This window comes from uncultured Escherichia sp., from assembly GCF_948475835.1.
Taxonomy (GTDB): domain Bacteria; phylum Pseudomonadota; class Gammaproteobacteria; order Enterobacterales; family Enterobacteriaceae; genus ECMA0423.
Map to the genome: position 1 here is coordinate 1 of NZ_CAOLGM010000043.1, position 14,537 is coordinate 14,537.

At 52.5% G+C, this 14,537-nt stretch carries 10 protein-coding genes and 1 pseudogene; 2 read left to right on the top strand and 9 right to left on the bottom strand.

What is annotated here, in order from left to right; genetic code table 11:
* The 4 genes and pseudogenes from QZF50_RS10415 to QZF50_RS10430 all read right to left on the bottom strand — a co-directional run.
* Positions 1–248 (bottom strand): annotated as a pseudogene (locus QZF50_RS10415) (ABC transporter permease); the annotation flags it as partial.
* 24 nt (positions 249–272) lie between these two features.
* Positions 273–1,784: a sugar ABC transporter ATP-binding protein gene (locus QZF50_RS10420; protein ID WP_000493482.1), complete on the bottom strand. Its 1,512-nt coding sequence runs from the start codon at positions 1,782–1,784 to the stop codon at positions 273–275.
* A 22-nt stretch (positions 1,785–1,806) separates the two neighbouring features.
* Positions 1,807–2,790, bottom strand: coding sequence for a substrate-binding domain-containing protein (locus QZF50_RS10425; RefSeq protein WP_001124889.1), 984 nt, complete (start codon positions 2,788–2,790; stop codon positions 1,807–1,809).
* 96 nt (positions 2,791–2,886) lie between these two features.
* Positions 2,887–6,168: a DUF5107 domain-containing protein gene (locus QZF50_RS10430; protein ID WP_001472000.1), complete on the bottom strand. Its 3,282-nt coding sequence runs from the start codon at positions 6,166–6,168 to the stop codon at positions 2,887–2,889.
* 117 nt (positions 6,169–6,285) lie between these two features.
* On the opposite strand from QZF50_RS10430, the gene QZF50_RS10435 reads away from it, so the two are divergent.
* A complete protein-coding gene (locus QZF50_RS10435) occupies positions 6,286–7,479 on the top strand; it encodes an ROK family protein (protein WP_001330942.1) in 1,194 nt (397 codons plus the stop codon).
* Positions 7,480–7,551: 72 nt separating this feature from the next.
* Here the strand turns inward: QZF50_RS10435 and glyA are convergent, their stop codons facing one another.
* Positions 7,552–8,805, bottom strand: coding sequence for a serine hydroxymethyltransferase (glyA, locus tag QZF50_RS10440; RefSeq protein WP_000919159.1), 1,254 nt, complete (start codon positions 8,803–8,805; stop codon positions 7,552–7,554).
* A gap of 327 nt (positions 8,806–9,132) precedes the next feature.
* Here glyA and hmpA point away from each other — a divergent pair, with 327 nt between their 5' ends.
* A complete protein-coding gene (gene hmpA, locus QZF50_RS10445; RefSeq protein ID WP_000883122.1) occupies positions 9,133–10,323 on the top strand; it encodes an NO-inducible flavohemoprotein in 1,191 nt (396 codons plus the stop codon).
* Positions 10,324–10,367: 44 nt separating this feature from the next.
* On the opposite strand, the gene glnB is transcribed toward hmpA, so the two are convergent.
* From glnB to qseE, 4 genes are all read right to left on the bottom strand, one after another.
* Positions 10,368–10,706: a nitrogen regulatory protein P-II gene (gene glnB / locus QZF50_RS10450; RefSeq protein WP_000717694.1), complete on the bottom strand. Its 339-nt coding sequence runs from the start codon at positions 10,704–10,706 to the stop codon at positions 10,368–10,370.
* Positions 10,707–10,766: 60 nt separating this feature from the next.
* Positions 10,767–12,101, bottom strand: coding sequence for a two-component system response regulator GlrR (gene glrR / locus QZF50_RS10455; protein WP_001472001.1), 1,335 nt, complete (start codon positions 12,099–12,101; stop codon positions 10,767–10,769).
* Positions 12,091–12,804: a two-component system QseEF-associated lipoprotein QseG gene (qseG, locus tag QZF50_RS10460; RefSeq protein WP_001215888.1), complete on the bottom strand. Its 714-nt coding sequence runs from the start codon at positions 12,802–12,804 to the stop codon at positions 12,091–12,093. Before qseG ends, glrR begins: the two co-directional genes overlap by 11 nt.
* Before the next feature lie 164 nt (positions 12,805–12,968).
* Positions 12,969–14,396, bottom strand: coding sequence for a two component system sensor histidine kinase QseE/GlrK (gene qseE / locus QZF50_RS10465; protein ID WP_001297612.1), 1,428 nt, complete (start codon positions 14,394–14,396; stop codon positions 12,969–12,971).
* Positions 14,397–14,537: the final 141 nt, after the last annotated feature.

Below are 14,537 nucleotides of genomic sequence, written 5' to 3' on the forward strand. Positions count from 1 at the left end.
ACGCTGACATCAATTTCATCGGAGATAATAATCAGCGTCATCGCCCAGGCGGCAATCCCAATGGTGGCGGCATCGCGCAGCACGTTCATCTGGTTATTCAATGAGATAAAGCCAGGCGCGTTCAGGGAGAAGACCAGATAAAGAATGGCAATCACCACCAGCAAACCGATCTCATTAATATGGCGACTGACAAATTGTTTGAGCGAGACGCTCTTGCCCTGCGGCAATGGTAATGACGAAGCAGACATCTTCAGGTTCCTCGGTAAAATTCATCAGTGCACAGACAGAATGGCGGACATCAGCTCATCCACATTGACCGGCGAGTGAAACTCCTGCGAGAACGTACCGTGCTGTAACAACAGGATGCGGTCGCACACCAGCGGCAACTCCTCCACTTCACTGGAGATAAACACCACGCTTTTTCCTTCGGCAGCCAGCTCACGGACAATACGGTAAATCTGCTGTTTGGCTTCGATATCGACGCCGCGCGTTGGCTCGTCGAGCAACAAAATCTGGCTGGCGGCATAGACCCAACGACCGATCACCACTTTTTGCTGATTGCCGCCAGAAAGCGTGCCGATGGGCGTTTCGCTACTGGCTGCCTTGACCGTCATCCGCTGCATCACCTCTTCGGTCAGGCGGCGGATGGTGGACCATTGCAGTACGCCGTTGGCGCTGATTTTTTGCCGATTGGTCAGCACTGTATTTTCGTCAACGCCCAACCAGGGAATGATCCCCGCTTCTTTGCGGTTTTCTGGCGTATAGCCAATGCCGCGTTTCAGCATGTCGCCGTAATCGGGGCGCGTGATTTTCTCGCCGTTGATAACAATTTCGCCCTGTTCATACTCCTCCAGCCCAACAATCGCCTTCAGCAATTCACTGCGCCCTGCCCCCAGCAGGCCAGCAATGCCAAGCACTTCGCCGCGACGTAACGTAAAGCTGATATCCTCCAGCTTGGGCTTATGGCGTAATGCACGGACTTCCAGCACGGCCTGATCCACAATTTGCTGAGGGGCTACCGGCGCAATATCAACGTGATCACGCCCTAGCATTAGCGACACAATATGATGCGTGGAGGTGTTTTCGAGCATCACATCGCCCGCCACCTGACCATCGCGCATAACGGTGGCACAGGAGGCAATGCGGCGGATTTCTTCCATCCGGTGGCTGACATAAATCACCGCCACGCCCAGTGCCGACATCTTTTTCACCGCACTGATCACCAGTTCAACTTCTGCACTGGCAAGCGAGCTGGTGGGTTCATCAAGAATGACCACGCGCGGCTCGCCCTTCATCACCCGTGCAATTTCCACCAGTTGCTTTTGCGCCGGGCTTAGCGTTGAAACAAGTTGTTCAGGACTAACGTCAACGCCCAGCGCCTGTAAGCAACGTTGGGCATCCTGCGCCATTTGCAGGTAATCAATCATGCCGTTGCGGCGAGGCCATTGACCAAGGCAGAGGTTTTCTGCCACCGTCAGCCCTTCCACCAGACTTAATTCCTGATAAACCGCACGAACCCCCAGTTCAGCGGCACGGCGAGTCAGCGTAGCTTCGTCGCCTTCCAGTCGCGTCTCGCCAATCCAGATATCACCGCTATCCGGACGTTCGCTACCGGTAAGCATTCGAATGAGGGTCGATTTGCCCGCGCCGTTTTTGCCTAACAGCGCACGAACTTCGCCTTTATTGAGCGTGAAGTTAACGTTATCCAACGCAACGACGCCGGGATAACGCTTATTTCCTGCCACCACTTTTGCTACCGGGACTGCCTCTGTTGCCGTGAACATAGGGACCTCTGCGAATCAGCGATTAGGGCAGACCATCAACGTGCGTTGCCAGCCACTGTTTACCGTCTTCCGTTTTGGTATAGAGATCGATAGGCACCTGAATCACTTTTTCACCGTCGGCTTGTTTATTGATAACCTTCAATGTTTGCGCGAAAACAGCATTGCCCATTTTCTTACCGGAAATATCCACTACCGCTTTCAGCACCTGATTGTTTTCCAGCTCCTGAGCAATTTCGGTTGTCATATCCGAACCGAAAACAGCAATTTTTCCGGCCTGATTTTGATTACGTACCGCTTTTACCGCGCCGAGTGTCGCACCGCCCGATTCCCCCATAATGGCGTTGAGATCCGGCGTGGAGATAATCAGTTTTTCACCAACGGAAATCGCTTTATCTAAAACAGTCCCTTCCTGATTAGCGACAATTTGCGCGCCGGGAACGCGGGCTTTTAATACTTCTTCAAACCCTTTACGTCGTTGCACACAAACTTCAAAGGCTTCGCAATTGATGACGGCAATTTTCGGCTGGTCAATTTTATTGGCAATAAAATAATCGGCGGCAGCGTTACCCAGTTTTTTACCAAATTCCAGTGGATCGCCGACCAGATACGCCGAGACATATTTATCGACACCCTTTTGATTAATACAGGTGTTGTAGCAAATCACCGGAATACCCGCTTCACTGGCGCGACGAACGGTACGGCTACTGCCATTTTCAGACACTGCCGATAAAATAATGGCATCGACATTACGCGCCACGAGGGTATCAACAAAGGTACTTTCTTTCGAAATATCACCCTGGGCGTTAGTTTCAATTAACTGTACCTGTACTGAAGAATCTTTTGCCGCATCCTGAACGCCCTGACGCACTCCAGCGTAATATCCCTGGGTATCAAGGTATATTGCACCAATGGTCATTTCTTTATCCGCAGCCCTGGCAAATAGTGCGCTACCTAATAGCGTAGCCATTAATAATAGATTACGGGTTGTTCTCATTTTTTTAGGCATAGTGCCTCCTGTAGGGTTTTTATTAACAACGGCTTATTCTAATTATTTTGTGATGAGCGGCAGCGCATGCCGCTCAAATATTACAGTTAATAGGGTTTAGTGAACGTAGTTAAAAATAAAAGGCATCACGGTGGTGAATAATGCCGCTTTCGGCCAGGCCGGATTAATCGCCGTCAATTCAGCGCGAGCAGATTCATATTGCGCAACCTCCCCGAGTCCCGCGGACGCCAGCATCGCCACCATCAGGCATTTTTCTTTATGCTGCTGTTGTAAATCGCCATACAGCGACAACAGGTCAGGTTGTGAAACAGCAAAGAAATCCGCCTCAATACTGGTTTTCGCCATCTCTTGCGCCCACTGTTTCATTTCACTAAACAGTTGCTGTGCGGTTTGCTGTTCACCCAGCAGTCGCAGCGCCATTCCTTGCCAGAAGAGATAATCAACCGGCTGATCGTTGTAATAACTGTGGATGTTAATGGTGCGATCGCCGGTCGCCGCCAGACGTAAACAACGCATCGCTTCAGTTTCATCGCCCTGCGCGTTGGCGCATATCGCCTGCCAGAACCAGATGTCGTTATCAGTTTGCCCCGGTAAACGGCCTTCGCTTAAATTCTCCGGATAATGCAGCGCGGCATGAAGCAGTTCGCTGGCCTGCTGCGGCTCTCTGGCATCAAGATGCTGCCAGGCGCGTAATAACTGGTTGAGGATAAACTGACTGGTGACCTTCCCTTCCCCGCCTTCCCACGGGTGGAATTTACGCGTGGCGAGAATGTCCGCCGCTTTGTCTGCCTGACCCGTGAGATGCCACAAATTGAGCAGTTCTGCGGTCATGTCGTCGCGTTTCAGCGCAATTTCCTGATTATTTTCCAGACGCGCCAGTCGTTTCTCCGGTGTGGCTCCACTTAACTTATCAAGCAAATCCCGTTCGAAAAGCAGACGTGCATCCTGCGGCGCAAGCTGATAAGCATTATCAAGATAACGCGCGGCCAGCTCATAATCGTGTTGCTTATTCCACGCATGGATCGCTAACCCGCGCCAGCCGTCGGCAAACTCCGGCGACATCTCTACGCAACGTTGCCATAAGGCAATGGCTTTGTTGTAGCTACGTTTGTTATAGTAGAAGCAGGCCAGTAAATGGCGAGCAAACCAGCACTCTTCAATACTCTCCAGCGCCGCCACTTCTTCCAGCGTATTCGGGAAACGGACAAACTGCGGGAAGACATCAATGGCTTTTGCGACCAGTTCGCCACGTTCGGCTTTCGGCAGCAAGCTGGCTTGCAGGTAAAGCGGCAGCGTGCGCTGGCAGTCCAGTGCGTTCAGCATCTCTGCCGCCAGGGTGGGCATTCCCCAGTTAATCAGTTGCCCGGCGGTCATCAGAGCGTTAACGTCGCGTCCCTGACACAGACCGCGCCACTGCGCGAGGGCTGATTCGCTACGACCATCGAACCAGTTCAGCCACCACAGAGTGGCGTTCAGCGGATAATCGCGCAGCAGTTTCTCGCGCTGCAAACGCGCGTTGTCCTGACGACCACTTAACACCAGCAGCAGGTTATGCAGGCAAAGCACTTCCTGATTGGTTGGGCAGGCGCGAAGACTTTGTTGGCAAAAATCCAGACCCGCATCGAAGTTACCATTACGCGCAGCCAGTCGTGCCAGGCCATAATAGCCACCGGCTTTGCTGTTGCCGCTCCAGACCGCCCGCCAGAAATCCTCTTCGGCTTGTTGATATTGTCCCTGACGTTCGTAAGCACTGGCGCGAATCAAACTGGCCTGTCCGCACTGCGGATTTTTGTTCAGCGCATGTGCGCGTTTCAGCGCCTGAGTGGCATACGCCACCGCTTGCGGGAAATCGGCGCGGTTATATTCCAGCATCGCCAGCGCCAGGTTACAGCGGTAATCCAGCGGATCCAGCACCACGCCGCGCAGGTAGTAATCGAACGGTGAACGGCTGGCGTGATGATATTGCTCCAGATGCTGACCGATAAACCAGGCTTCATCTGTACTGGTAATGTCTTGTGCTGCCAGTGGCGCTTTGGCGACGTCCGGCAACGGCAACTCTTGCGGCTGATGTTCCTGATAACTCAGTACAATATTGCCGTCGGCATCGGAGAGCTCAATGGTCAGCCTTTCAGGATTGATACCGTGCAACACGCCCTGGATGGCGGTCGCAGGCATCAGTGCCACGGCATCATCAAGTAACGCGTTGCATTTGCCGATTTCGCGGATCGCCAGGCGGTATCCGTTCAACGGAGAGATGGCATACAGCCCCCACTCAATCCCCCGCTTACTACGCTGGAGTTTTATCACCGCATCGCGGGAGGCATTTTGCACCATGCCCAAAGAATGATAAGGCAGGAAATACTGCTCAAAACGCTTCTCTTCGTAAGCATCAAGCCAGGTAAAATCGGGCTGGTTATCGGCAAAAATACCGGTCATCAGTTCGATATACGGGCCGTTATTGTCGGTCAGACTCTTATCCCACGCCTGGCCAAATTCACTGTGTCCCCAACTCCACTGTTTTTTACCTGGCGCAATATGGTGGTTGGCAACGTGCAGCAAACCGCCATCTTCATCGTGACACCACGCGCCGACAAAATCGTACTGCGATTTTTCGGCCATATATGAGGTTGGAACAGGCACATTTTTATAGCGAGAAATGTCCACTCCGGCGGAGTAGTCCACTTTGTAGTAAGTGCCGGTGGCGATGGGGAAAGCGGAGACGGCCCGTTTGCCGTGATCAAACACCGCAGTCACATCCGGTGGGAAAACGCTCTGATGCCCTTCCCCCCCTTTCACTGCCGGGTTGGCCCACCACAAGAAATGACGCGGCGTGGCGTTACCGTTATAGACGCGGCTGGCGATTTCCAGCGCCGCCCGGTCAGGGCGCAGGGTGAAACCTGTCATCACCTGTAAACCATGCATCGGCTCCGTTTCGCCTACCCACACCGTCTGTGCACCGTCTTCATGGGCTTCGAGGGTGAAATCAACGGGCATAAAGGTGGTCGGGCGATGATGTTGCGGCCAGTTAAACTCAATCCCACCGGAAATCCACGGCCCCAGCAGCCCCACCAGCGCAGGTTTAATGACTTCATTGTGATAAACAAAATCGCGCTGTTTCACTTTATCCCACGCGCGATGCACCCGACCGCCCAGTTCCGGCAGGATCATCACTTTGATGTAGTCGTTTTCCAGCCACACCGCCTGCCAGGATTTCAGGGTTTTCTGCTCGCTCAGCGTATCGGTCACGCCGTAGGGATAAACCGCGCCGGACGATCCCTGATAAACGCGATTTTCCAGGAACATGGGATGTATATCCTGCGGCCCGGTTTCATAGGTCGGGATCTCAACGCGCTCTTGCCACACTTTTACTGGAGTCATGGTGCCCTCAATATTAACAAGACATACTGAATTAAAAGATTTGTGGCAGTGTATTGAACAATCTGGCAATGTTTTCGCGGAATAATCACGCAATTAACTAAACAAGGTTTAGTGAAGATGAGAGCCTGCATTAACAATCAACAGATTCGCCACCATAACAAATGCGTGATTCTGGAACTGCTGTACCGGCAAAAGCGCGCCAATAAATCAACGCTGGCCCGGCTGGCGCAAATTTCGATTCCGGCAGTCAGTAATATTTTGCAGGAACTGGAAAGCGAAAAACGGGTGGTGAATATTGACGATGAAAGCCAGACGCGCGGGCATAGTAGCGGTACATGGCTGATTGCGCCGAAAGGTGACTGGACGCTGTGCCTGAACGTGACGCCCACCAGTATTGAGTGTCAGGTTGCTAATGCTTGTTTAAGTCCGAAAGGTGAATTTGAGTATTTACAGATTGATGCACCGACGCCGCAGGCGCTGCTGTCCGAAATCGAAAAATGCTGGCATCGCCACCGTAAATTGTGGCCGGACCGCACCATCAATCTGGCGCTGGCAATCCACGGTCAGGTTGATCCGGTGACCGGCGTGTCGCAAACCATGCCGCAAGCGCCGTGGACAACACCGGTTGAGGTGAAGTATCTGCTGGAAGAGAAGCTGGGCATTCGGGTGATGGTCGATAATGACTGCGTGATGCTGGCGCTGGCGGAGAAATGGCAAAATAATTCGCAGGAACGGGATTTCTGCGTGATCAACGTTGATTACGGCATTGGCTCGTCGTTCGTGATTAACGAGCAAATTTATCGCGGCAGTTTGTATGGTAGCGGACAGATTGGTCACACCATCGTTAATCCGGATGGCGTCGTCTGCGACTGTGGACGTTACGGCTGCCTGGAAACCGTCGCCTCGTTAAGTGCTTTAAAAAAACAGGCGCGGGTATGGCTAAAATCACAACCGGTTAATACTCAGCTTGATCCTGAAAAACTGACAACCGCGCAGTTAATCGCTGCCTGGCAGAGTGGAGAACCGTGGATCACCAGCTGGGTTGACCGCAGTGCCAATGCCATTGGTTTGAGTCTGTATAACTTCCTCAACATCCTCAATATTAATCAGATTTGGTTGTACGGTCGCAGTTGTGCCTTTGGTGAGAACTGGCTTAATACTATTATTCGCCAGACAGGATTTAACCCGTTCGACCGCGACGAAGGACCGAGCGTGAAAGCGACGCAAATTGGCTTCGGGCAATTAAGCCGCGCACAACAGGTGCTGGGGATTGGCTATTTGTATGTTGAGGCGCAGTTACGACAGATTTGATGGCGCGATAACCGCGATAACGTAGAAAGGCTTCCCGAAGGAAGCCTTTTTTCAACAGATTAACCGTTTCGCTTATGCGTAAACCGGGTAACGTGCGCAGATGTCGAGAACTTTACCTTTGATGCGCTCGATAACGGCTTCATCATTGATGCTGTCCAGCACGTCACACATCCAGCCAGCCAGTTCTTTCGCTTCTGCTTCTTTGAAGCCGCGACGCGTAATCGCCGGAGTACCCACGCGAATACCGGAGGTCACAAACGGGCTCTTCGGATCGTTCGGTACGCTGTTTTTGTTGACGGTGATGTTAGCACGGCCCAGAGCGGCGTCTGCTTCTTTACCGGTCAGGTTTTTATCTACCAGATCAACCAGGAACAGGTGGTTATCAGTGCCGCCGGAAACCACTTTGTAGCCGCGTTCCAGGAACACTTCTACCATCGCTTTAGCGTTTTTAGCGACCTGCTGCTGGTAAGTTTTGAACTCAGGCTCCATCGCTTCTTTCAGAGCAACCGCTTTACCGGCGATTACGTGCATCAACGGACCGCCCTGACCACCAGGGAAAACGGCAGAGTTCAGTTTTTTGTACAGCTCTTCGCTACCACCTTTCGCCAGGATCAGGCCGCCGCGCGGACCCGCCAGGGTTTTGTGAGTGGTGGTAGTAACAACGTGAGCATGAGGAACCGGGTTCGGGTAGACGCCAGCAGCAACCAGGCCCGCAACGTGCGCCATATCAACGAACAGGTAAGCACCGATGCTGTCAGCGATTTCACGCATTTTCGCCCAGTCAACCACGCCGGAATATGCAGAGAAACCACCGATAATCATTTTCGGCTTGTGTTCTTTGGCTTGTTTTTCCAGATCGGCGTAGTCGATATGACCGGTAGCATCGATACCGTAAGGAACGATGTTGTACAGTTTACCGGAGAAGTTAACCGGAGAACCGTGAGTCAGGTGACCGCCATGCGCCAGGTTCATACCCAGAACGGTATCACCTGGTTCCAGCAGCGCGGTGTAGACCGCAAAGTTAGCCTGGGAGCCGGAGTGCGGCTGGACGTTAGCGTAGTCAGCGCCGAACAGTTCTTTCGCACGATCGATCGCCAGTTGTTCAACGATATCAACATACTCGCAACCGCCGTAGTAGCGTTTGCCCGGATAACCTTCAGCATATTTGTTGGTCAGCTGAGAACCCTGCGCCTGCATTACGCGCGGGCTGGTGTAGTTTTCGGAGGCGATCAGTTCGATGTGCTCTTCCTGACGTACTTTTTCCTGCTCCATAGCCTGCCACAGTTCGGCATCATAATCGGCAATGTTCATTTCACGCTTTAACATCCGCATCTCCTGACTCAGCTAACAATAAAATTTTTGGCCTTTATAGGCGGTCCTGTTGGACAACGGCGAACAGTATAACCGAATCATTGTGCGATAACAGGTCTTGACAAAGGAATTTACGCAAACGATTACCTTCAGGCTACGCAAGGCTTTGGAGAATAAAGAGCTTGCAACCGGAAACGGATTTCTTTTCAGGTTTGTGATGCAAATTTTTCACTTCATCACATTCTTTCTGAAAAACACCAAAGAACCATTTACATTGCAGGGCTATTTTTTATAAGATGCATTTGAGATACATCAATTAAGATGCAAAAAAAGGAAGACCATATGCTTGACGCTCAAACCATCGCTACAGTAAAAGCCACCATCCCTTTACTGGTGGAAACGGGGCCAAAGTTAACCGCCCATTTCTACGACCGTATGTTTACTCATAACCCAGAACTCAAAGAAATTTTTAACATGAGTAACCAGCGTAATGGCGATCAACGTGAAGCACTGTTTAACGCTATTGCCGCCTACGCCAGTAATATTGAAAACCTGCCTGCGCTGCTGCCAGCGGTAGAAAAAATCGCGCAGAAGCACACCAGCTTCCAGATCAAACCGGAACAGTACAACATCGTCGGTGAACACCTGTTGGCAACGCTGGACGAAATGTTCAGCCCGGGGCAGGAAGTGCTGGACGCGTGGGGTAAAGCCTATGGTGTACTGGCTAATGTATTTATCAATCGCGAGGCGGAAATCTATAACGAAAACGCCAGCAAAGCCGGTGGTTGGGAAGGTACTCGCGATTTCCGCATTGTGGCTAAAACACCGCGCAGCGCGCTTATCACCAGCTTCGAACTGGAGCCGGTCGACGGTGGCGCAGTGGCAGAATACCGTCCGGGGCAATATCTCGGCGTCTGGCTGAAGCCGGAAGGTTTCCCGCATCAGGAAATTCGTCAGTACTCTTTGACTCGCAAACCGGATGGCAAAGGCTATCGTATTGCGGTGAAACGCGAAGAGGGTGGGCAGGTATCCAACTGGTTGCACAATCACGCCAATGTTGGCGATGTCGTGAAACTGGTCGCTCCGGCAGGTGATTTCTTTATGGCTGTCGCAGATGACACACCAGTGACGTTAATCTCTGCCGGTGTTGGTCAAACGCCAATGCTGGCAATGCTCGACACGCTGGCAAAAGCAGGCCACACAGCACAAGTGAACTGGTTCCATGCGGCAGAAAATGGCGATGTTCACGCCTTTGCCGATGAAGTTAAGGAACTGGGGCAGTCACTGCCGCGCTTTACCGCGCACACCTGGTATCGTCAGCCGAGCGAAGCCGATCGCGCTAAAGGTCAGTTTGATAGCGAAGGTCTGATGGATTTGAGCAAACTGGAAGGTGCGTTCAGCGATCCGACAATGCAGTTCTATCTCTGCGGCCCGGTTGGCTTCATGCAGTTTACCGCGAAACAGTTAGTGGATCTGGGCGTGAAGCAGGAAAACATTCATTACGAATGCTTTGGCCCGCATAAGGTGCTGTAATTTGATGTTGCCGGATGGAAACATCCGGCAACCCTTGACGCGGTTTAAATTGCCGCGTCGTCCTCTTCACCGGTACGGATGCGAATGACCCGTGCCACGTCAAAGACGAAGATTTTACCGTCACCGATTTTGCCGGTTTGCGCCGTGCGAATAATGGTATCGACACAGGTATCGACAATGTCGTCCGGTACGACAATCTCAATTTTCACTTTCGGCAGAAAATCCACCATATACTCCGCGCCGCGGTACAGCTCGGTATGGCCTTTCTGGCGACCAAAGCCTTTCACTTCGGTCACCGTCATGCCGGTAATACCGACTTCGGCCAGTGCTTCGCGGACATCGTCCAGCTTGAAGGGTTTTATAATCGCATCAATCTTTTTCATGCTATTCCTTGAAAAGGTCGCCTGTCTTTTGATCTGCTAAACGTAACACATAACGCCAATTCATTCCTTGAAATCGTTTGCATCCAGCTCGTGTCGGGAAAGCAGTTTATAAAATTCTGTCCGGTTGCGCCCCGCCATTCTCGCCGCGTGGGTGACGTTGCCTTTGGTAATTTGCAGCAGCTTACGCAAATAGTTGAGTTCAAACTGATTACGTGCCTCAACAAAGGTTGGCAGCGCCGTGTTTTCACCCTCCAGCGCCTGCTCTACTAATGCATCGCTAATAACCGGAGATGAGGTCAGCGCCACGCACTGTTCAATCACGTTGACCAACTGGCGCACATTACCCGGCCAACTAGCGGTCATCAGGCGTTTCATCGCATCAGTGGAGAACGCACGGACAAACGGTTTATGTCGCTCTGCCGCCTGGCGCAACAGGTGATTTGCCAGAAGCGGAATGTCTTCTGTGCGCTCTGCCAGAGCCGGAATTTTCAGGCTGACAACGTTGAGGCGGTAATAGAGATCTTCGCGGAATTCCCCGCGCGCCATCGCTTTTGGCAGATCACGGTGAGTGGCAGAAATAATCCGCACATTGATATCAATATCGCGGTTACTGCCCAGCGGGCGCACTTTACGCTCCTGCAACACGCGCAGCAGTTTGACCTGTAACGGCGCAGGCATATCGCCAATTTCATCGAGAAATAGCGTTCCGCCTTCCGCCGCCTGGAATAAACCTTCGCGATTGCTGACAGCGCCAGTAAACGCGCCACGCGCATGACCAAACAGCTCCGACTCCAGCAATTGCTCGGGCAATGCGCCACAGTTAATAGCAATAAATGGTTTGCTGTTGCGCGGGCTGGCGTTGTGGATAGCCTGGGCGAAAATCTCTTTCCCGGTGCCGCTCTGACCGTTAATCAAAACGCTGACGTCTGATTGCGCCACCAGCCGCGCCTGTTCCAGCAAACGCAGCATCAGCGGGCTGCGGGTGACAATTGCCTCGCGCCAGCGTTCATCGGTGGCTGGCGCGGATTGCTCCAGCGCATCGTCAATTGCCTGATATAGCGCGTCTTTATCGACAGGCTTGGTGAGGAAACTAAAAACGCCCTGCTGTGTTGCAGCAACGGCATCGGGAATAGAACCATGCGCGGTAAGAATAATTACCGGCATTCCCGGCTGCACTTTCTGGATTTCAACAAACAGCTGCATACCGTCCATTTCATCCATCCGCAGGTCGCTGATGACTAAATCTACTTTTTCGCGATTCAGTACCCGTAATCCTTCAGCGCCACTTTCCGCCGTGATCACGCTGTAGCCTTCGCTGGTCAGGCGCAGGCCAAGCAGTTTCAGCAATCCCGGATCGTCATCGACCAATAATAAATGCGCAGGTTTATGGCTCATCAGGAGTGACCTCATGGGTGGATGGCGCGGGCTTTTCACCCTCGTGCGGCGTATCCGGCGAGAAATTTCCAGCCGGTTTGCGGGTCGAGAGCTGGCGTTCAATATCAGTCAGGTTTTCCAGCTTGCGGGTGGTGAGTTCCAGTTGCTGCTGTAGAACGTGATGTTGCTGGCGCAATGTATCCAGCTCGCTGTCGCTGGCCTGCTGGAGCTTGCCGTAGCGTTGGCGCTCTTCCGCCAGTTGCAGTTGCAGCGCCTGACCGTCGCGCCAGAGTTGATACAGAGGGCGAACCTGTGCCGGGATCTCGGTACTTAGCGCATCAATGCGCGCGACCAGCTGGCGGCGCTCATACGGCGTAATTTTGGCGTCGGCGAGCAAAATCCCTTGTTTAAAGGTATTTTGCCAGCTGCCGTCGTCATATTGGCGAGCTTGCTGACGTGACTGCGCAGGCATTAAACGATCAGCACAATCCATCGCCCGCAGCCAGTAAAGCGGATTGGTTTCGGTTGATTTACCTTGCAGCGCCCAGATGTCGCTACATTCAGTAGAAAGATAGTCAGCCAGTTGATAAACCGGAATTTTTTCTTCTGCTGGCGTATCAATGGCTGGCTTATTGTGACTCTGCACGCAACCCAGCAATGCCAGACATGGCAGCCCTGCCAGCCACAGCCGTCGGGGCAATAATCGTTGAAAAATGTGTCGCATATTCACCAGACTTAATGCCTATCCCAGTGGGCGTAATTATTGCAGGCAGTTTGGACATGGACAGCGCGGAGAAACCGGAGCGTACACGTCGTACGTGAGGATTTCGAGCACTGCCCGGGGCCGAACTGGCAAATAAAATAGCCTGATGGGATAGGCTGTTAGCATTATTTCGTGTTTTTCGACGACGGCAATTCAATGCGGAAACAAACGTCTTGCCCGCTCTCGTCGACCAGATACAGTTCCCCTTGCATACGGCGAATACAATCCCTGGCAATGCTTAATCCCAGACCGCTGCCCTTCACCGCCCCTTTTCGCTGGTGGCTTCCTTGAAAAAAGGGTTCGAAGATCATGGCGCGTTCCTCTTGCGGAATGGGTGTGCCTGTATTGATGACATCAATATAAACCCGTGCACCATGTAAGCTGCTGCGAAGGCAAATGTTACCGGATTCAGCCCCGTAGTGCACCGCATTGGAGTAAAGATTATCCAGTACGCTCATCAGCAGCATTGGCTCCGCCAGGCAAGCTGTTGCTTTGAGATCGACGTCGGTATGCATCATTTTAGCCCGTGCGGGCAGGCTATGAGCAGAAACCACTGTCTCCACCAGCGGTGCTAATTCAACATTCTCCAGTTCCACCGCACTGTCCGCCTGTTTACGGTTGTAATCAAGCAGTTGTTCGATCAGTTTTTGCAAATTGCGGCTGCTGCTATCAAGAATGCTCACCACCTCTTTTTGCTCTGGCGTAAGCGGCCCGACAACCTGGTCAGCCAGTAATTCAGTGCCCTCGCGCATACTCGCCAGTGGCGTTTTTAATTCATGAGATAAATGTCTTAAAAATTGATGGCGTTGGGATTCCAGCCATGACAGGCGCTCACTTAACCAAAGAATACGTTGCCCAACCGAGCGTAACTCGCTCGGTCCACTGAACGAAACGCTATTGCCCAGAGAACGCCCTTCCCCCAGACGGTTGATCATGCGCTCGATATTTTTCACCGGCCCGATAATCATCCGCGTGAAAAGTAGCACCATCACCAGACTCACCAGAAATAGCACCAGCGATTGCCAACCAAAATATTGCCCACGTTCGGCGATTTCACGCTGAAGTTGCTGCCCACGAGAGAACACCACTGTGCGCGTGGCCTGCACCATTTCGGTATTGGCACTGGCAAAGGCTTCAAGACGCGCGGCGGCGGCAGCATCGGGACCACTGTTGTTACACTGAAGTTGGGCCAGATTGTTCAAATCCTGACGCAATGCCTGGTAAAGTTTATCGTCTGGCAGTACGCCTGCGTGGGCATCGAGCATTTCGCTGTAACGCTTGCGCTGGCTTTGATAAACCTTCGCAAGCGTAGGATCGTCCAGCACGCAATACTGACGGTAGCTACGCTCCATCTCCAGCGCCGCGTTGGTCATCGCTTCACTACGCCGGGCATCAATAAGCGTAGTGCGGTTAACCAGCGCCGCCTGATCGCTAAGCGCATTCAGGCTTTGCCAGGCTTGCCATGCCAGCACCAACAGGGGTAGTAGAATTAGCAAAAATGCCAGCATTACCAGTTGTCGTAATGAGCGGGGAAAAACAGGCCAGCGTTTCAAGGTGTTACTCTCGTCAGACGCGAATAGCCTGATGCTAACCGAGGGGAAGTTCAGATACAACAAAGCCGGGAATTACCCGGCTTTGTTATGGAATAAGGCGGTGCCTAACTCGACGTTTCGCCCGATGGTTGATATAGCTAC